Raw genomic sequence first — 18,771 nt, forward strand, 5'->3', positions numbered from 1 at the left:
GCCGGCCCGGCCGGTGCGGCCGATACGGTGTACGTAGTCTTCAGAAACGTTGGGTAGCTCGAAGTTGACCACCTGCGGCAGCTGGTCGATGTCGAGGCCACGGGCGGCGATGTCGGTGGCGACCAGTACCTGCAGCTTGGCGTCCTTGAAATCGGACAGGGCGCGGGTACGGGCGGCCTGGCTCTTGTTGCCGTGGATCGCGGCGGACGGAATGTCGTGCTTGACGAGGTATTCGGAGAGCTTGTTGGCGCCGTGCTTGGTGCGGGTGAACACCAGCACCTGGAACCACTGATGCTTTTTGATCAGGAAGGCCAGCAGTTCGCGCTTCACCTTCTGCGGGCACAGGTGCACCGACTGGGTAACCAGTTCGGAGGCGGTGTTGCGGCGGGCTACTTCGACGAAGCCGGGCTTGTGCAGCAGGCCGTCGGCGAGGGTCTTGATCTCGTCCGAGAAGGTTGCCGAGAAGAGCAGGTTCTGGCGCTGCTTCGGCAGCATCGCGAGGATCTTCTTGATGTCACGAATGAAGCCCATGTCGAGCATGCGGTCGGCTTCGTCGAGCACCAGGATTTCCACGCCGGACAGATCGACGGTCTTCTGGTTGCAGTGATCGAGCAGGCGGCCCGGGGTGGACACGAGGATGTCCACACGCTTCTTGAGCTTGGCGATTTGCGGGTTGATGGCGACGCCACCGAACATGACCATCGAGGTCAGGGGCAGGTGCTTGCCGTAGGTCTGCACCGATTCTTCCACCTGGGCGGCGAGTTCGCGCGTCGGGGTGAGGATCAGGCAGCGGGGCTTGCCGGCCTTGATGTTGTGGGCGTGCGCTTCGGACAGGATGTGCAGGATCGGCAGCGTGAAGCCGGCGGTCTTGCCTGTGCCGGTTTGCGCTGCTGCGAGCAGGTCGCCGCCGGCGAGGACCAGCGGGATTGCCTGGGCCTGGATCGGGGTGGGCGTGGTGTAGCCGGTATCGGCAATGGCACGCTGAATGGGCTCGGAAAGAGCAAGATCGGCAAAGCCGATGGCAACCGGCGCCTGAGCGGCGGATTGGGCTTGAGTCATTAGGATTTTTGCTCCTGCGACGGCCTGTTCGCTCACGGGGAGCGACACCAATCGGGGCGGGCGCAACAGGATTTCGCGATCACGGAGGATCGGCCGAAACGAGATGAAAGATGGGCCGGTGCGCTGATTGGCAGGCGCACGGTGCGTGGATTGTACGGGGTTGTCGGGGCTTGTGCTGAGTTAATTTGGCAGGCGGACGAGAAATCAGGCTTCCGGTCGCGTGGCGATGTAGATGCCGGCGACGATTTGCGGCAGGCCGGCGACAGCGAGGATTGCCGGCGAGGCGGAGAGCGCCCAGGCGCAGGTGGCCAGACCGAAGGCCAGGCCGCCGAGGGCGAAGTGCTTGCCGCGCCGGCTGATGGTGCCGTCTTCGATCCAGGCCCGCACGTGGTGGCCGGCCACCGGCACGGCGTAGAGCCGGTGTTGCAGGCGCGGGCAACTCTTGCTCCACGCCCAGGCGGCGAAGATCCAGAAAATGGTGGTGGGCAGCAGCGGAAGAATCAGGCCCACTGCGCCGACCGCAAAGCTCACCGCGCCGAGCAGAAACAGACCCTGCCGGCCAATGCTGTGCACAAGGCCGGGGCCGGTGCGCATGATGGATTCCTCCTGCTGTTGGTATGCCGCAATAAAACTGCGTGGTCTGTTGGATGCAGTATTGGGCTTCAGGTTTGATTTATCCAGTTGAATGATTTTCTTGTTCTTATAGGGCGAGTCTATTTAGCGTGGCATGCTGTTTCCCAGCGTATAGAAACCCCGTCCCCGGGCGAGCTGGCCGTTGCGAACGACCACCCTGTAGGTCAGCCAGCGGCCGTCCCGCAGTCGCCAGGCCTTGAGGGTTTCGGCCCAGGTCCTGTACTCCGGACCTGCTTCAGCCTGTACGTAGCTGAAGGTGCAGAAGCAGGCGGCATCGTCCTCGTCACGGCCGATGATACGTTCGGCGGCGATCTCGTACTCAATGTAGTGATCAAAATAAAGGGGCGCGACGATCTGCGCCTGCCACTTTGTCGGCAGGTCCTCGTTCCAGCGGATTGCCGCTTTGGGGCGGCGGGCATGGCCGGGGGCTATGTCGAAATATAAGTTTTTATATAGCGATAGAAGTGACATGAGCTGTCTCCTTTCTGACATGAGTGTTGCTATGCCTACAGATGGGTGTGTCCTACCCGACACTCATGGAATGAGCGTGTCACTCAGGAAGCGGGTCTGGATAGTGAAGAGCAAATAGCGAACCAGAAAGGCGATTCTCAGCGACGGCGTGTTTTGGCCGCGTTAGTTGCCGTGTTGCAAAAAAGGAGACCCTGCGGTCTCCCTTTTTTGCTCTTGCAGTGTTCTGTGTTTTGTCTAGGCGCTGACGCCGAGAATCACCGATGGGGCCTTGAACACCGCAGTGGCCGGCAAGCCGGGCTTGAGGCCCAGGGCGACGGATGCTTCGTGGGTAATGGTGGCGTAAACCTTGTAGCCGTTGGGGAGCGTGATGGCCACTTCGGTGCTCACCGGGCCCTCGATCAGCCCTGAAATGGTGCCTTCCAGGCGGTTGCGGGCGGACAGTTTGACGCCGCTGCCGTCGGCAAGAACCAGTACGGAGGACGCTTTGATCAGAGCCTTTACGGCCTTGCCGGCGGTCAGTCCGAGTTCGGTGATGCTGTCGTTGGTGACGGTGGCGACGATCTTCATGCCGCCGGGCAGGGCTATGTCCACTTCGGAATTGATGGCGCCGGGCTTGACGGCTTCAACGGTGCCATCGAATACATTGCGTGCGCTGATTTTCATGCTGATTTCTCCTGGGGGGCATTGGCGGGTCGGTGATCCCACTTTACGCACGGGCAGTGGGTGCCCGCAACCATAGCGCAGTGCAGCATTGGTGGCCCGCTATTTGCTGATGTACATTACGCTTCGTTGTATAACGCAATATATAGGTGTGTTCATGACAACCCGACGCCCGATCCAGCACAAGCTTGTCGGAAAGCTGACAGTCGATACCGAGTTCGGTGCCTTTCTTGGCGACACCCGGATCCGCCTGCTTGAGTCCATCGACCGCTATGGCTCCATTTCCCAGGCCGCAAAGGCCGTGCCCCTTTCCTACAAGGCGGCATGGGACGCTGTGGACGCGATGAACAACCTGGCCGAGGCACCGCTCGTGGAGCGTTCGGTGGGCGGCAAGCATGGTGGCGGGACGAGCCTCACCGACTACGGTCGGCGGGTGATCGCCATGTACCGGGCAGTCGAACAGGAATATCAGGACGCCATTGATCGCCTGTCGAAGCGCCTCGGCGATGGCGGCGAGACCAGCGTGCGCCAGTTTCAGACCTTGCTGCGTCGCATGTCGATGCGCACCAGTGCGCGCAACCAGTTCGTCGGATCGATCTGCGGCCTGCGTGAGGGCGAGGTGAGTTTCGAGGTGCGCATCCGCCTGGATGACGCCAACGAAGTAGTCGCGGTGATTACCCGGGAAAGCGCGGAAACCCTGGAGCTGGCCATCGGCACCGAGGTGCATGCCTTCGTCAAGGCGCCGTCGGTGTTGATCATTACCGACCCGGCAGCGCGTACCTCGGCACGCAATCATCTGTGGGGCGAGGTGACCCGCATCCATGAGGGGCCGGTGAGTTCCGAGGTGACGATCACCCTGCCGGGGGGGCGTAACGTGACTTCCGTCGTTACCCACGACAGTGTCGGCAATCTGGCACTCGCCATCGGTACGCCGGCCTGCGCGGTGTTCCAGGCCACCGCCGTGATCCTCGCCGTCTTTGACTGAATGCCAACCTGAAGGAGAGCCACCATGAAAGCCGCCTTTCGCAAACTTGCCGTTTTTGTCGCGCTCGCCGGCGCTTCGCTGAGTGCCCGCGCCGAGGAGGTCTCCGTTGCGGTGGCCGCCAACTTCAGCGCCCCGATGCAGAAGATCGCCGTCGAGTTCGAAAAGGCCACCGGTCACAAGGCCCAGTTGGTGTCCGGGTCGACCGGCAAGTTCTACGCCCAGATCAAATCCGGCGCGCCCTTCCAGTTGCTGCTGGCGGCCGACGACGAGACGCCGGCCAAGCTGGTGAAGGAGGGTGACGGCGTGCCCGGCAGCCAGTTCACTTACGCGGTGGGGAAACTGGTGCTGTGGTCGCCGACGCCCGGCTTCGTGGACGACAAGGGCGAGGTGCTGAAGGCGGGCAAGTTCGCGCACCTGGCCCTCGCCAATCCCAAACTGGCACCTTATGGCTTTGCCGCCACCGAGACCCTCAAGGCGCTGGGCCTGGCTGACGCGCTGCAGCCCCGGCTGGTGATCGGCGAGAGCATCACCCAGGCTCAGCAGTTCGTGGTGTCGGGCAATGCCGAGCTGGGCTTCATTGCCTTCTCCCAGATCCACAAGGACGGCAAGCTGATCGACGGCTCTTACTGGCTGGTGCCCGCGAAGCACTACACGCCGATCCGCCAGGATGCGGTGGTGCTTGCCAAGGGCAAGGGCAGTGCGGCCGTCGAAGCCCTGGCCGGCTTCCTCAAGTCGGACAAGGCCAGGGCCATCATCAAGTCTTACGGCTACGAGCTCTGAGAGCATGGCACTGACACCGGACGACTGGTCTGCCGTCTGGCTGACCCTCAAGCTGGCCAGCCTGGTCACGCTGCTGCTGCTCATTGTCGGCACGCCGATCGCCTGGTGGCTGGCCCGCACCCGCTCGCGCCTGCGCAACGTGATCGGTGCCGTGGTGGCCTTGCCGATTGTGCTGCCGCCGACGGTGCTGGGTTTCTACCTGCTGATCGTCATGGGCCCCCAGGGGCCGGTGGGGCAGCTCACCGAATCGCTGGGCCTGGGGCGGCTGCCCTTCACCTTTGCCGGGCTGGTGGTGGCCTCGGTGTTCTACTCGCTGCCCTTCGTGGTTCAGCCGATCCAGAACGCCTTCATGGCCATGGGCGAGCGTCCGCTGGAGGTGGCGGCCACGCTGCGGGCCTCCCCGTGGGAGCGCTTTGTCCACGTTGCCCTGCCGCTGGCCCGGCCGGGCTTCATCACCGCCGCCGTGCTCGGTTTCGCCCATACGGTGGGGGAGTTCGGGGTGGTGCTGATGATCGGCGGCAACATTCCCGGCAAAACCCAGGTGCTGTCGGTGCAGATCTACAACCACGTCGAAGCCATCGAGTACGCCCAGGCCCACGGGCTGGCGGCCGGGTTGGTGGCTTTTTCCTTTGTCGTGCTGCTGGCGTTGTACACGCTGGGTGGCGCACGCAACACCCTGGGGACCGGGCAATGAGCGGGCTTTTCCTGCAATGCCGGCTGCCGCTGGCCGACTTTGTCCTTGATGCCGACCTGACGCTGCCGGCCAAAGGCGTGACGGCCCTGTTCGGCCCCTCGGGCTCCGGCAAGACCACGCTGCTGCGCTGCGTTGCCGGCCTGGCCCGGGCGGCGGGGCGGGTGGATATCAACGGCGAGTGTTGGCAGGACGACGCCCGCCGCATTTTCTTGCCGACTCACCAGCGGCCGTTGGGCTATGTGTTCCAGGAGGCCAGCCTGTTTGCCCACCTGTCGGTGCGGGCCAACCTGGAGTTCGGCCTCAAGCGCATTCCGGCGGCCGAGCGCAAGGTGGGGTGGGATGCGGCAATGGACCTGCTGGGCATCGGCCACCTGCTGGCGCGCGGCACCGACACGCTGTCCGGCGGCGAGCGTCAGCGGGTCGCCATTGCCCGGGCACTGCTCACCAGCCCGCGCCTGCTGCTGATGGACGAGCCGCTGGCGGCGCTGGACGCCAGGCGCAAGCAGGAAATCCTGCCTTACCTGGAGCGCCTGCACGACGAACTGGCGATCCCTATCCTCTACGTCAGCCACTCGCCGGACGAAGTTGCCCGGCTGGCCGATCACCTGGTGCTGCTCGATCAGGGGCGGGTGACGGCCAGCGGCCCGACGGCCGAACTCCTGGCCCGCCTCGACCTGCCCCTGGCCCTCGACGAGGATGCCGCCGTGCTGGTGGAGACTCAGGTTGTCGGTCATGACGACGCTTACCACCTGACCCGTCTGGCCTTCCCGGGCGGTTCCGTCACGGTGAACCGCAAGGCGCTGGCGGTGGGGGCCCGCGCCCGCATCAAGATCCAGGCTCGCGACGTGAGCATTGCCCTGACTGGCGACAACCGGTCCAGCATCGTCAACCGCCTGCCGGCGCGTATCCGCAGTTTTGGCGATGCTGCGCATCCGGCCCAGTGCCTGGTCAGCCTGGATGCCTGCGGCACGCCGCTGCTGGCGCGCATAACGCGCCTGTCGAGGGATCAGCTCGGGTTGCGGGAGGGCATGTCGGTGGTGGCCCAGATCAAGTCGGTGGCGCTGCTGGCGTAGCACCGCGCCAGCCGTGCTTCTGCGTGTTGCCGGTGGATGTCGGCCGTGTGTGGTATCGCACTAAAGAAATACAGTCGATATGCCGAAATAGGCATTCAGTTTCAATGTAACCAGGCGGAGGGTTTTTGGCCCTCACAGCCTTACTGAATGGAGTGTTTCGTGCAACCGCGCATCCTGATCATCGACGACAGCGATTTCACTGTCATTCACCTGGAGGGCTTGATCGGGGGGGATTACCAGATCGAGCATCGCGGCGACGGCGAGAGCGGCGTTGCGGCGGCGATGGCCGATCCGCCCAAGGTGATCCTGATGGATGTTGAAATGCCGGGGATGGACGGCTACACAGCCTGTCGCCTGCTCAAGAAGGCCCCGGCCACCCAGGATGTGCCGGTGATCTTCCTGTCGTCCCATGCCGAGACCGCCGACCGTCTGGCGGGCTACGAGGCGGGGGGCGAGGACTACATCACCAAGCCTTTCGATCCGGATGAACTGAGCCGCAAGATCGGTGTTGTGCTGCGCAACCACCGTCAGCGCCGCGAACTCATGCAGCACGTCAATGTGGCGACCAGTACCGCCATGACGGCCATGTCGAGCGTCGGGGACATCGGCATCATCATGCGCTTTCTGGGCGAGATGGTCGGCTGCCTGGACTTTCCGTCGGTGGCCGATTGCATCATGCGGGCGATGCAGGGCTTCGATCTCGACGTGGCCCTCCAGTTGCGGGATGAGGATGAGTCCCTGAGCCTCTCGCGGGAGGGCGTCTGCTCGGCTCTTGAGGAGTCGGTGCTGCACAACATGGCCAGCTGCGCGCGCATCGTCGATCTCGGCTCCCGCTCGGCGTTCAACTATCCGCGGGTGACCATCATCGTCAAGGCCATGCCCCGGGACAACCCCGAGCATTACGGGCGCATCAAGGACAATCTGGCGACCCTGACCGAGTCGGTGGACGTGCATCTGCGCTCGCTGTCGCGGGTCAAGGCGGCCCTGCGGCGGGGCGACACCATGCTGGCGCTGCTCCAGCGCAGCATGGCGACGCTGAAGGACATCGAGACTCGGTATCGCACCCAGCGAGCCGCCAGCTCGCAAATACTCAATGCACTGGCCTTCGAGATCGAGGACTCGTTCATCAGCCTGGGCCTGACCGAAGGCCAGGAGCGCCGCCTCCAGGACACGGTGCGTACCGCGATCGACCAGGCGCAGGCCATCTATGACCAGGAGGTCGAGTCCGACCGGCTCATGCGCAGCTTCAGCCAGGATCTCGAAACCGTACTCCGGAAGGAAGTGGAAAGCGCCGCTGCGCCCATTGTTGAGGCCCACTCGACGCCAGAGAATTCCATCGAGCTTTTCTGAACGCCATGATCTGGATGCTTGCGGCGGCCCTGCTGGCGATGCTGCTCGCGGCGGCTTTTGCCGTCCGCGTTGCGCAGCGCGAAAAAATGTTGCGTCTGGCGCTTGCGGCAGAGCTGGAGGAGGCGCAGAGGCGCTTCCGGGATATTGCCGCTGCTTCGTCCGACTGGATCTGGGAGACCGACACGGAAGGGTGTTTCACCTACGTGTCGGACAAGGTGACCCGCTTTCTCGGTTATGCACCGGCTGAGTTGATCGGTCGTCCCGCCTGCGATCTGGTGCCCGCCCATGAGTCCGATCGTGTTCGTGAGCTGTTGCAGGGGTTGCGGAGGCAGCATTCGCCATTTACCGACATCGCCCATGCGTCCGTGCACAAGGATGGCAGCTTGCGCCAGGTGGTGACCAACGGTGTCGCCGTCATCGGGGCGGACGGCCGCCTGCGGGGCTACCGGGGAACCGATCGGGACGACACCGCTCATCTTGAGGATCTGGCGCTGTACCGCACTTACCTGCAGGGCCTGGTGGCCGAGCGCACGCAGCAACTGGCGGAAGCCAATGCCAGCGTTGAGGCCAGCGACCGACTGTTCCGCGAAGCGGTCGGCAGCATTTCGCAGGGCTTTGCGGTCTATGACAGCGATGACCGGCTGGTGGTCTGCAATGACGCCTACCTGGCCTGTTATGGGCTGATCCGTGACTTGCTGGTGCCCGGTGCCGCCTACGCGGACCTCCTGCGGGCCGGGGTCGAGCGGGGCCTGTTCGTCGGCGTTCACGGATGCGAACAGGCATGGGTCGAAGGGCGCCTCAATGCCCATCTGCATGCCAGCGGGCAGGCAGTGGAGCAGGAGTTGTGCGACGGTCGCTGGCTGTTGATGGTGGAGAACCGTACGCCCAGCGGCTACGTGGTCGGCAACAGGATCGACATCACGGCCCAGAAAAACGCCAAACGACTGCTCGCCGAGGCCCGTGATGCGGCCGATGCGGCCAACCAGGCGAAGAGCCTGTTCCTGGCCAACATGAGTCACGAGATCCGCACGCCGATGAACGCCATCATCGGCTTGTCGCACCTGTGTCTGCAGTGCGATCTCGGCCCCCGCCAGCGGGACTACGTCACCAAGGTGCACAAGGCGGCCACGCTGCTGCTCGGCATCATCAACGACATCCTGGATTTCTCGAAGATCGAGGCCGGCAAGCTGCACATTGAGCATGTCTCCTTTTGTGTGGATGACGTGCTGGCCAATTGTTCGGCCATGTTCGGGCCGATGCTGGCCGAGCGCGGCCTGCATTTCGAGGTGAGCGTGGCGCCGGATGTGCCAAAGCATCTCCTGGGCGACTCTCTGCGACTTGGGCAGGTGCTCTCCAATCTGGTGAGCAATGCCGTGAAATTCACCGAGAAAGGCAGGATTGCCGTCCAGGTCTCCTGCGGTGCAACGCCGCCTGCCGGAAGCACCGACCTGGAACTCGTGTTCTCGGTCAGCGATACGGGCATCGGCATGACGCAGGAGCAGATCGCCCGCCTGTTCCAGGTTTTTACCCAGGCCGATGCCTCGATTACCCGCAAGTACGGCGGCACCGGTCTGGGCCTGACCATCTCGCGGCAACTGATCGAGATGATGGGCGGAAAGGCCACCGTCAGCAGCACGCCCGGGGAGGGCAGCTGCTTCACGTTCTCGGTGCGTGTCGACCGGGATACGTCGCTTCCGGCGACGTCGCCGAATGCCGCCCGGCGTCGCGCACTGGTTGTCGACGACGAGAACCTGAGCCGCACGGCGCTCTTGCGCATGCTCGACAAGGCCGGTTTCGACTGCCAGGCCGCCGTTTCGGGCGAAGCGGCACTGGACAGCATTCGCGATGTGGAAAGTCCCTTCGCCCTGATTCTCATGGATCTGCGCATGCCGGGCCTGGACGGCCTGCAGACCACTCACCGGATCCGTGCGATTCCGGCCTACCAGGGCGTACCGGTGATCATGGCCACCGCCGCCGATCTGGCAGACATCCAGTCGCTGCAGGCCGAGGGCATCGACCACTACCTTTTCAAACCGGTCCGGCAGTCGATGCTTCAGGATGCCATCGACGAGATTTTTGCCGCTGACCCGCAGCGCAGCGCAGCGCATCGTGCCGACCCGGCGGAAGGCTTGCGCGGGCGCCGCCTGCTGCTGGTCGAGGACAATGAATTCAACCAGCAGGTTGCCAGTGAATTGCTGACCAAGACCGGAGCCCGGGTGGATGTGGCTGCCGATGGGCGTCAGGCCCTGGATGCCCTGGAGCGGCAGACCTACGATCTGGTGCTGATGGACATGCAGATGCCGGTGATGGACGGTGTGACGGCGACCCAGGCGATTCGCGCCGATGCCCGATTTGTTGCGCTGCCGGTGATCGCCATGACCGCCAACGCGCTGCCGGAGGAGCGTCAGGCCTGTCTGGATGCCGGCATGAACGATTTCCTCACCAAGCCGATTACCCCCGACCTGCTTTACGCCACGGTGGCGGCCTGGCTGCCTGCCGGGCCTGCGCAGGAGCAGGCCGAGGCTCTGCCCTCACCGGCAAGTCTTGAGAGCCTGTCCGAAGCGCAGGCCCCTGTTGCTGCTGCCGGGCCTGTCTCCATCGAGAGTCTCGATCTCGACGCCGGACTGTTCTTCTTCAAGGGTAATCGCGCCCTATACCTGAAACTGTTCGACAACTTCCAGCGCAGCCAGCCTGCTCTGCTGGCCCAGTTGCAACAAGGTTTTGCGGATGGCGACCGGGAGCTGGCCCAGCGCAGCGCCCACACCTTGCGCGGCATGGCGGGAACTCTTGGCGCAAAGCCACTGGCCGACGCGGCGAGCCGACTGGAGAGCGATCTGAAGGCTGGAGGAGATCTGGTCACGGCAAGCGCAGTCCTGATGCAGGTGGAGCAGTGCCTGGCGATGTTGCAGGACGAGGCGGAGCCGGTGCGGCGGGCTTTGCAGGACTGATTGCGGAATAAAACCATAAATTTAACAAAAACGATAAATTTATGGTTTGCCGATTCTAAAGGTGCCAGTCATTTTGTCCGTTATGGGAGTGCCCGTGCAGGCCCGGTCGGTGTCGGCACGGATTTCCAAATGGGATCAAGGGGAGCGAAAATGGGGATTGCAGAAAAACCGGTCAAGGCCATGAAATCCGCGGCACGGGAGGCATCCCTGTTTGAGGTTGATGTGGCAGATCTGCCGGGCTATGTGGCTGCCATCAGCCGGAGCCAGGCGATCGTTGAGTTTGATCTGGATGGTACGGTCCTCAACGCCAATGATCTTTTTCTGTCCGTGATGGGCTATCCGCTGGCTGCCGTAAAGGGCAAGCATCACCGGATGTTCTGCATGCCCGAGCATACGGACAGCGCCGAATACGCCGATTTATGGGCGCGCCTGCGTGCCGGTGAGCCTCAGGCGGGCGAGTTCATGCGCATGACCGGACAGGGCCAGTGCGTGTGGCTGCAGGCTACCTACACGCCGATCCTTGGGCCGGATGGCACACCCTACAAAGTGGTCAAGTTCGGCCGCGACGTAACGGCAGACAAGCTGGCCCGGCTCAATGCCGAGGGCAAGCTCAGCGCTATCGACCGCGCCCAGGCGGTCATCGAATTCGATCTGAGCGGTCGGGTGCTCGACGCCAATCCCAACTTCCTGGCCCTCATGGGCTACCGGCTGGAGGAGATCCAGGGCCATCATCACCGCATCTTCGTCGAGCCGGTCCAGGCGGCTTCGGCGGATTATCAGGCTTTCTGGGAGCGCCTGTCCCGCGGGGAGTTCAACGCCGGCGAGTACAAGCGCATCGGCAAGGACGGCAAGGAAGTGTGGATCCAGGCCATCTACAATCCGATTTTCGATCTTCGCGGCAAGCCGGTGAAGGTCGTCAAGTTTGCCACCGACGTCACCGCATCCAAGCTCGTCAGCGCCGAATACCAAGCCAAGGTGGCGGCCATCGACCTGGGCCAGGCCGTTATCGAGTTCGATCTCGACGGCAATGTACTCACTGCCAACCGCAACTTCCTGGTTGCCATGGGCTACACCCTGCGCGAGATCCAGGGCCAGCACCATAGTCTTTTCTGTTCGGCGGATTACATCCAGAGTGCCGAGTACCGGGATTTCTGGCTGCGACTGAACGAAGGGAAGTTCGTCAGCGGGCGTTTCCACCGGGTTGGAAAGTACGAGCGGGACGTGTGGATCCAGGCCACCTACAACCCGATTCTCGATCTCAACGGCAAGGTCAAGAAAGTCGTCAAATATGCCTACGACGTGACCAAGGAAGTCATGCTCGAGAAGCGCATCTCGGCCAAGACCGTCGATATGACCCACAGCGTGCGCAGCCTGGTGGACAGCATCAAGGCCATTGCCGACAACTCGGGTGTTGCCTCCAGCATGGCCATGGAAACGGCGATGGCGGCCAAGACCGGCTTTGACGCGGTGCAGAAGTCCATCGACGCCATCGGGCGCATCCAGAGCAGTTCCACCCGCGTCTCCGAAATCGTTCGGGTGATCAGCGAGATTGCCAACCAGACCAACCTGCTGGCTTTCAATGCCGCCATCGAGGCCGCCCGCGCCGGGCAGCAGGGTGTGGGTTTCTCGGTGGTGGCGGCTGAAGTGCGCAAGCTGGCCGAGCGCAGCTCCGGCGCCGCCCAGGAGATCGCCAGGCTCATCGACGAGTCGGCCCTGCATGTGCAGCAGGGGGCCGATGTCAGCAAGTCGGCGGCGAGCAGCTTTGAGGGCATCATGTCCGCGGTCGAACGCACCGTCGAAAGCGCCTCGGAAATCGCCGGTGCCACCGAAAAGCAGCGCGAGATGGCCGGGCAAGTGTCCGGGTTGATCGACGACCTGGCCCGCACCGTGGCTGCGTGATGGAAGGCTTCATCGGCGAGCCTGACGGTGAGCGCCGCTTCGGGGTCTTCTTTCTGGCGTCGATGCAACTGGCGCTGCCCCTCGATGCCCTGCGCGAAGTAGTGCCCTGCGAGACGCTGGCGGTGCTGCCCTGTGCCGCGCCCTGCGTGGTGGGTGGCGTTGATCTGCGGGGTGTGCTGGTGCCGGTGATCGACTTGCGCCTGCTCCTTGGCCTGAGTCGCGAAGAGCCGTCCGCGGAGGCGCCACGCTGTATCGTCATCATGGTGCACCAGGGCTTTCTGCTCGGTTTGCGGGTCCATGGCGTGGTGGGGGTCTTCGACTGCCCGTCCGGTGGCTGGAATCGCATGGCGGCGCGGAATGCGGTGGTGTCGATCCTCGGCGGCAGTTTTCAGCGCAGCGATGACGCATCGCTGGTGAGCGTGCTGTCGCCCGAAGGGCTGGCCGGCCTGCAGGGGGTGCCGATGGTGGTGGATCCATCTCCAGCGCGGCAGATGGGGGTGACGGGGGCCGCGGGGGCCGCGGGCGAATTGCCCGCCGAGTCCTACCTGATGCTAGTGCGCAGCGGCCGGGTGCCGATGGCGCTGGCCTCGGAGAAGGTCTTCACCACGATCCTCAATCCCGAGTTCCATCACTCCCCGCTATCGGGTGCCTATTGCCTGGGCGTCATCGAGTACGCCGGCGTTAAGGTGCCGGCGGTGGATATCCTCTCCCTGTGCGGTCTCGGGTGCATTGCCGAGCCGACCCGTACCCAGGCTTTCCTGATTCAGTATGCAAAGGGGCTGGTGGCCTTCATCGTGGATGAAGTCATCGACGTGGTGCGCGCCGACGGGACGAGCGCGGTGCCCATTCCGGCCCGCACGCTGCCCCAGGCCGAGTTCTTCGTCGGCGTGCTGCCGCTGGAGACCTTGCCGCTGCATTCCCGCAAGCCGGAAACGGAAGGCATCGGTTACTACTTCCTCCTCGATGGAAGACTGCTGGCGACGCACCCCAAAATGGAGGGTCTGGCGCGGATGAATACACCGGTCGAAGGGCTGGGCCGCTCGAGCGGCCCGAATCTCCTGGCGGGCGCGGCGCAGACTCAGGTGCAGGCCGAGCGCTGTCGGGTGCTGACCTACGACCTTGGCTTCGAGGTGGCCACGCCCATCGAACAGATCGCCGAAATCATCCCGTGGATGGAAGAAACCACCATTTTTGGGGCCGGCTCGCGTGCTTCCGGGCTGGTGGTGAGCCGCGGTCGGGCGATTCCGACCTTCTGCCTGAGTGACCTCATCGGCCTGCCCGGCGCAGAGCGCTCCCCCACGGCCAGCGTGCTGGTGGTCGAGCTGGAGGGAGGAGCCAGCATCGGCTTCACGGTGCCCCGTCTGGTGAGTATCGACGAGGCTCCACGCAACCGGCCGGACTCTCCCGGAGCCAGCCGCCTGGCCCTGCCGGAGATTGCGGCCGCGTCCGGTGCGCGCTGGTCGTCGGCGATTGTCGGTGCAGGCCCGGCAGAGCGCATGCTCGGGGTGCTCGACCTGCAGCACCTCGCGGAAACGCTCTGCCCGCCGTCGGCCGTGGCGCTTACAGCATCATGATCACCGACTTGGGCTCGGTGTAGAGCTCCAGCGCCGAACGGCCCGCCTCGCGGCCGATGCCCGACTGCTTGAAGCCGCCGAAGGGCATCACGTTCTCGATGATGTTGTGGCAGTTCACCCATACGGTGCCGGCCTTGATCTTCGGAATCAGGCGATGCACCCGCGACAGATCGTTCGACCAGATGCTGGCGGCCAGGCCAAAGGGGGTGTCGTTGGCGCGCCGGGCAATCTCGTCGAGGTCGTCGAAGGGCTGGGCCACCACCACCGGGCCAAAGATCTCTTCGCGCACCACGCGCATGTTGTCGTGCACATCCACCAGCACCGTCGGCCTGACGAAGCAGCCGGGGCCGTCGCCCGCCGCACCGCCGGCCGCGGCGCGGGCGCCTTCGGCGTAGCCGCTGTTCACGTAGTCCATCACCCGGTTCTGCTGCACCTTGGAAACCAGCGGACCAATCTGCGTGGAGGGGTCGATACCGGGGCCCATCTTCATGCCGGCGGCAATGGCGGAAAGCTGCTCGACGACCTCGTCGAAACGGCTGCGATGCACATACAGGCGGGAGCCCGCGGTGCACACCTGGCCCTGGTTGAAGAAGATGGCCTGGGCCGCACCGGCAGCCGCTACCGCGGGATCCACGTCGTCGAGGACGATCACCGGGCTCTTGCCGCCCAGTTCCAGCGAGCAGCGGGTCATGTTCTCCATGGCCGCCTTGCCGACCAGCTTGCCGATTTCGGTGGAGCCGGTGAAGGCGATCTTCTGGATGCCCGTGTGCGCGGCCAGCGCCGCGCCGGCGGTATGGCCGAGGCCGGTGACCACGTTGAGCACGCCGGCCGGGTAGCCGGCCTCCTGCACCAGTTCGCCCAGCCGCAGGGCGGTGAGCGGGGTGTCCTCGGCGGGCTTGAGGATCATCGTGCAGCCGGCGGCCAACGCCGGGGCAACTTTCCAGACGGCCATCAGCAGCGGGAAGTTCCACGGGATGATCGCGCCGACCACGCCCACCGGCTCGCGGCGGGTGAAGCCGAAGAACTCCCGGTCGCGCACCAGCGGCACCGACAGCTCCATCGTCGAGCCCTCAATCTTGGTGGCCCAGCCGGCCATGTAGCGGATGAAATCCACCGACAGGCCGACGTCCACGTAGCGCGCCATGGTCACCGGCTTGCCGTTGTCGATGGCTTCGAGTTCGGCGAATTCCTGGGCGTTGGCTTCGAGCAGGTCGGCCAGTTTGAGGAGCAGGCGTTCCCGGTCCACCGGGCGCATCTTCGGCCAATCGCCGGATTCAAAGGCGCGGCTGGCGGCCTGTACGGCCCGGTCGATGTCGGCCGCTTCGCCGGCCGGCACGCGGCAGAAGGTTTCGCCGTCGGCCGGGTCGACCACCGGCAGGGTTTGCCCGGCGAGGGCATCCACCCATTCGCCGCCGATCAGCATGCGCCGGGGCTTGGCGAGGAAGGCCGCGGTGGCGGGGTGCAGTTCGATGCCGTGAAGCTTGTTCATGGTTCTGTCTCCTGGGGTGGGCGGCTTAATAGACGTAGAGCACGCGGGCCTGCAGGCCGCTGATCTTCGGGCCTTCCTCGACCTTCACGTCCTGGGTGTATTGCATTTGTACCTGCCATTGCTTGTCGACGAAGGAGGCCCAGGTGAGCATGGCTGTGCCGTTGTTCTTGGCGCCGGCGATATCGACGCCGTCGAGCTTCTCCTTGGCGCCCCAGGCGTGGCGGTAGGTGGCGGCCACGTAGGTGGCCTCGCTGATGTGATAGCGCAGGTGGCCGTGGGCCTGCAGGAGTGCGTCCTTCTGGGATTTGGTGTCGCGCTGGTCCTGGTAGAACTCGGTTTCGCCGATCAGATCGACGGTCCATTTGTTGGACAGCTTGCGGATGTAGCCCACCTGCAGGTCGGTGGCCCAGCGGTTGTTGCTGAGGGCGAAGCCCTGGTTCTTGTCGCCACCGGTGGGGGCGGTGAAGAACACCGACCAACCCAGGTGCTCGCCCTTGGCCAGATCGGCGATGGTCCACAGGGTGGCGCCGAAGATCACGTCGCCAAGGCCGCTGCTCTTGCTGTCGGACAGGCCGATCTTCTGGTTGCCGAAGGGCACGATGATCTGCGGATCGAGGATGTAGTCGCCCAGCTTCATGAAGTGCACGTAGCGCAGGATGCCGGCATTGACGGCCAGATCCAGGTTGTCGACGACCTTGTTGCCCTTGCTGTACACCTTGTCGGCGCGGGGAAACTGGGCGTAGGCGAGGAGCAGGTTGGTGCCGGCGGGCAGGCCGGTGTAGTCGCCCGGATCGGGACGCACGTCGGCGTGCACGGCGCCGATGCTGCCGGTGGCGAGGAGGGCGGCTGCGCAGGCGCGCAGGGTGAAGGTTTGGGCTGCTTTTTTCATGGTCTTGTCTCCGTGTTTTTGTCGTGTAGGCGCTGCAGTGGTGCTGAATAAAAAAGGCCGCGGCCGCCCGGGAGCGGGAGGAGAGAGGGCGCCGCGGCAAGAGGGAGGGGGGCTCCGGAGGAGGCTTACTTCTTCGGCCGCACGGCGTCGGCGGTGCCCTGGATGAAGGCCTTGATCTTCTCCACGTCATCCGCGCTCAACTTGCCGGTGAAGTCGGGCATGCCCTTTTTCACGAAGGGGCCGTTGAAGAGCATGTCGGCCAGGTTGTCGATGTCCTTCGACGGCACGTAGCCCAGGTTGGGAATGTTGCCGCCCTTGTCCACGCCGGGTACGCCGTGGCAGAACACGCAGTTGCTGATGTAGAGCTTGGTGCCCGCCGGGATGTGGGCCGGGTCGTACTTGACGCCGGAGATCAGCTCGCCCATGGCGTAGGGCTGGGCCTCAGGCAGGGGCGTGGTGCCGCCGATGGCGAAGGTGTAGACGCGGCCGTGATCCTGCTTGTCGGTGGCCCGCGCCGACAGCCCGAACACGCCGCCCCAGCCCACCGCGATGGACACGTACTGCTTGCCATCCACCTGGTAGGTGACCGGCGGGGCGATGATGCCGGTGCCGATGGGGGCTTCCCACAGCTTCTCGCCCTTGTCGGCGCTGTAGGCCGCGAAGCGCCCGTCGGCCGTGCCGGCGAAGACCAGATTGCCGGCGGTGGTCAGGGTGCCGCCGTTCCACGGGGCGGTGTATTCCTGGCGCCACGCTTCCTTCTGCTTGACCGGGTCCCAGGCCACCAGGCGGCCGAAGGCCTTGCTCTTGGGCGGCTGGGTGTTGATCAGCATGCCGGTGTTCCAGCCGGTGCCGGACTGGGGCTGGCCGGGGACGTTGGCGTTGTGCTGCCAGGCGCTGTCTTCGGCCAGGTTGAGGGGCACGTTCTGCACCGGAAAGTAGGCCAGGCCGGTCTTCGGGTTGAAGGACATGGCGTGCCAGTTATGCCCGCCAAAGGGGCCGGGCACGCTGTCGAAGGCTTCGCGGGAGCGCGCTTCGGGGGTTTCGGTGGGGCGGCCGTTCTTGTCGTAGCCGGTGGCCCAGTTCACTTCGGTAAAGGGCTTGGCCGAGATGAACTTGCCGTTGGTCCGGTCGATGACGAAGAAAAAGCCGTTCTTCGGCGCATGCAGGATGACCTTGCGCTTCTTGCCCGCCAGCGTCAGGTCGGTGAGGATCATGTCCTGCACCGAGGTGTAATCCCAGTTGTCGCCGGGGGTTTCCTGGTAATGCCAGACGTATTCGCCGGTGTCCGGGTTGAGGGCGACGATGGAGGCGAGGTAGAGGTTGTCGCCGCCGGCGGGGCTGCGCTTGCGATGGTTCCACGGCGAGCCGTTGCCGGTGCCCACGTACATCAGGTTGAGTTCCGGGTCGTAGGTCATGGAATTCCATGCCGTGCCGCCACCGCCATTCACCCACCACTTGCCGGCCGGGTCCCAGGTCTTGGCGGCCTTGGCCATGGCCTCGTTTTCGAAGGGCTGGTCCGGGTCGCCCGGCACGGTGTACCAGCGCCATTTCTGCTCGCCACTCTCGGCGTCGTAGGCGGTGATGTAGCCGCGCACGCCGTATTCGGCGCCGCCGTTGCCGATGATCACCTTGCCCTTGATGACTCGCGGGGCGCCGGTGACGGTGTAGGAATGGCTGTGGTCCTCGATGGTGTCCTTCACCCACACGGTCTTGCCGGTGGCGGCGTCCAGCGCCACCAGGCGGCCGTCGAAGGTGCCGACGAAGACCTTGCCCTTGTACAGCGCCACGCCCCGGTTCACCACGTCGCAACAGCCCTTGAAGCCCATTTCGCGGGGCACCTTGGGGTCGTAGGTCCAGATCCTCTTGCCCGTGCGCACATCCACCGCATGCACCACGCTCCAGGCGGCGGAGACGTACATGATCCCGTCCACCACCAGCGGCGTGGCTTCGACGCCGCGGGTCGACTCCAGGTTGTAGGACCACACCAGGCCAAGCTTCTTGACGGTGCTGGCGTTGATCTCGGTGAGCTTGCTGTGGCGGGTTTCGGCGTAGTCGAGGCCGTAGGCCGGCCAGTCGCCGGTTTTGGCGGCGTTGGCACGCACGGTCTTTTCGTCCACCTGGCCGGTGACGGCGGCGATGTGTTCGCGGGAGCCCTTGGGCGGGGCCGCAAAGACGCCGGCTGAATTCAGTCCGCAGGTGGCCAGCACGGCCACTGCGACGGCTTTTGTCAGCCGGGTTTTTTGGGGCTTTTCAATGTGCAGTTCCAT

At 64.5% G+C, this 18,771-nt stretch carries 15 protein-coding genes; 8 read left to right on the forward strand and 7 right to left on the reverse strand.

Annotated features, from left to right (window positions below; genetic code table 11):
- The 4 genes from ETQ85_RS14170 to ETQ85_RS14185 form a co-directional block, all read right to left on the reverse strand.
- The coding region (locus ETQ85_RS14170; protein WP_148579751.1) for a DEAD/DEAH box helicase at positions 1-1,059 on the reverse strand (1,059 nt) is incomplete at its 3' end.
- Between the two features lie 204 nt (positions 1,060-1,263).
- Positions 1,264-1,653 (reverse strand): YbaN family protein, encoded by a 390-nt coding sequence (locus ETQ85_RS14175; RefSeq protein ID WP_148579717.1) that lies wholly within the window; start codon positions 1,651-1,653, stop codon positions 1,264-1,266.
- 123 nt (positions 1,654-1,776) lie between these two features.
- On the reverse strand, positions 1,777-2,163 hold the full coding sequence (locus tag ETQ85_RS14180) for a hypothetical protein (RefSeq protein WP_148579718.1): 387 nt from the start codon (positions 2,161-2,163) through the stop codon (positions 1,777-1,779).
- 234 nt (positions 2,164-2,397) lie between these two features.
- On the reverse strand, positions 2,398-2,826 hold the full coding sequence (locus tag ETQ85_RS14185) for a TOBE domain-containing protein (protein ID WP_148579719.1): 429 nt from the start codon (positions 2,824-2,826) through the stop codon (positions 2,398-2,400).
- 154 nt (positions 2,827-2,980) lie between these two features.
- Here ETQ85_RS14185 and ETQ85_RS14190 point away from each other — a divergent pair, with 154 nt between their 5' ends.
- From ETQ85_RS14190 to ETQ85_RS14225, 8 genes are all read left to right on the forward strand, one after another.
- Positions 2,981-3,808, forward strand: coding sequence for a TOBE domain-containing protein (locus ETQ85_RS14190; protein ID WP_148579720.1), 828 nt, complete (start codon positions 2,981-2,983; stop codon positions 3,806-3,808).
- A 24-nt stretch (positions 3,809-3,832) separates the two neighbouring features.
- Complete coding sequence (gene modA, locus ETQ85_RS14195) at positions 3,833-4,588, forward strand: molybdate ABC transporter substrate-binding protein (RefSeq protein ID WP_148579721.1); 756 nt, start codon at positions 3,833-3,835, stop codon at positions 4,586-4,588.
- Positions 4,589-4,592: 4 nt separating this feature from the next.
- Positions 4,593-5,282: a molybdate ABC transporter permease subunit gene (modB, locus tag ETQ85_RS14200; RefSeq protein WP_148579722.1), complete on the forward strand. Its 690-nt coding sequence runs from the start codon at positions 4,593-4,595 to the stop codon at positions 5,280-5,282.
- Positions 5,279-6,355, forward strand: a complete 1,077-nt coding sequence (modC, locus tag ETQ85_RS14205; protein ID WP_148579723.1) for a molybdenum ABC transporter ATP-binding protein — start codon at positions 5,279-5,281, stop codon at positions 6,353-6,355. Before modB ends, modC begins: the two co-directional genes overlap by 4 nt.
- A 159-nt stretch (positions 6,356-6,514) precedes the next feature.
- The gene (locus ETQ85_RS14210) at positions 6,515-7,705 is read left to right on the forward strand and encodes a response regulator (protein WP_187394710.1); all 1,191 of its coding nucleotides are present in this window, start codon (positions 6,515-6,517) and stop codon (positions 7,703-7,705) included.
- 5 nt (positions 7,706-7,710) lie between these two features.
- Positions 7,711-10,653, forward strand: a complete 2,943-nt coding sequence (locus ETQ85_RS14215; RefSeq protein WP_148579725.1) for a hybrid sensor histidine kinase/response regulator — start codon at positions 7,711-7,713, stop codon at positions 10,651-10,653.
- A gap of 180 nt (positions 10,654-10,833) precedes the next feature.
- Positions 10,834-12,552, forward strand: a complete 1,719-nt coding sequence (locus ETQ85_RS14220) for a methyl-accepting chemotaxis protein (protein WP_222862166.1) — start codon at positions 10,834-10,836, stop codon at positions 12,550-12,552.
- Entirely contained in the window at positions 12,552-14,126 is a 1,575-nt protein-coding gene (locus ETQ85_RS14225) for a chemotaxis protein CheW (protein WP_148579727.1), read from the forward strand. Before ETQ85_RS14220 ends, ETQ85_RS14225 begins: the two co-directional genes overlap by 1 nt.
- Here the strand turns inward: ETQ85_RS14225 and ETQ85_RS14230 are convergent.
- The 3 genes from ETQ85_RS14230 to ETQ85_RS14240 all read right to left on the reverse strand — a co-directional run bounded on the left by ETQ85_RS14230 (position 14,113) and on the right by ETQ85_RS14240 (position 18,771).
- A complete protein-coding gene (locus ETQ85_RS14230) occupies positions 14,113-15,615 on the reverse strand; it encodes an aldehyde dehydrogenase family protein (protein ID WP_148579728.1) in 1,503 nt (500 codons plus the stop codon). The two genes, ETQ85_RS14225 and ETQ85_RS14230, sit on opposite strands and share 14 nt — an antisense overlap.
- A 25-nt stretch (positions 15,616-15,640) precedes the next feature.
- Complete coding sequence (locus ETQ85_RS14235; protein WP_148579729.1) at positions 15,641-16,504, reverse strand: transporter; 864 nt, start codon at positions 16,502-16,504, stop codon at positions 15,641-15,643.
- Positions 16,505-16,629: 125 nt separating this feature from the next.
- Positions 16,630-18,771, reverse strand: coding sequence for a PQQ-dependent dehydrogenase, methanol/ethanol family (locus ETQ85_RS14240; RefSeq protein WP_222862167.1), 2,142 nt, complete (start codon positions 18,769-18,771; stop codon positions 16,630-16,632).

The organism is Zoogloea oleivorans, assembly GCF_008107625.1.
Classification (GTDB): Bacteria; Pseudomonadota; Gammaproteobacteria; order Burkholderiales; family Rhodocyclaceae; genus Zoogloea; species Zoogloea oleivorans.

Excerpts from the sequence above, each read along its gene's own strand:
- ETQ85_RS14175 (WP_148579717.1), bottom strand. The coding sequence starts at position 1,653 with ATGCGCACCGGCCCCGGCCTTGTGCACAGCATTGGCCGGCAGGGTCTG.
- ETQ85_RS14180 (WP_148579718.1), bottom strand. The coding sequence starts at position 2,163 with ATGTCACTTCTATCGCTATATAAAAACTTATATTTCGACATAGCCCCC.
- ETQ85_RS14185 (WP_148579719.1), bottom strand. The coding sequence starts at position 2,826 with ATGAAAATCAGCGCACGCAATGTATTCGATGGCACCGTTGAAGCCGTC.
- ETQ85_RS14190 (WP_148579720.1), top strand. The coding sequence starts at position 2,981 with ATGACAACCCGACGCCCGATCCAGCACAAGCTTGTCGGAAAGCTGACA.
- modA (WP_148579721.1), top strand. The coding sequence starts at position 3,833 with ATGAAAGCCGCCTTTCGCAAACTTGCCGTTTTTGTCGCGCTCGCCGGC.
- modB (WP_148579722.1), top strand. The coding sequence starts at position 4,593 with ATGGCACTGACACCGGACGACTGGTCTGCCGTCTGGCTGACCCTCAAG.
- modC (WP_148579723.1), top strand. The coding sequence starts at position 5,279 with ATGAGCGGGCTTTTCCTGCAATGCCGGCTGCCGCTGGCCGACTTTGTC.
- ETQ85_RS14215 (WP_148579725.1), top strand. The coding sequence starts at position 7,711 with ATGATCTGGATGCTTGCGGCGGCCCTGCTGGCGATGCTGCTCGCGGCG.
- ETQ85_RS14220 (WP_222862166.1), top strand. The coding sequence starts at position 10,834 with ATGAAATCCGCGGCACGGGAGGCATCCCTGTTTGAGGTTGATGTGGCA.
- ETQ85_RS14225 (WP_148579727.1), top strand. The coding sequence starts at position 12,552 with ATGGAAGGCTTCATCGGCGAGCCTGACGGTGAGCGCCGCTTCGGGGTC.
- ETQ85_RS14230 (WP_148579728.1), bottom strand. The coding sequence starts at position 15,615 with ATGAACAAGCTTCACGGCATCGAACTGCACCCCGCCACCGCGGCCTTC.
- ETQ85_RS14235 (WP_148579729.1), bottom strand. The coding sequence starts at position 16,504 with ATGAAAAAAGCAGCCCAAACCTTCACCCTGCGCGCCTGCGCAGCCGCC.
- ETQ85_RS14240 (WP_222862167.1), bottom strand. The coding sequence starts at position 18,771 with ATGGAACTGCACATTGAAAAGCCCCAAAAAACCCGGCTGACAAAAGCC.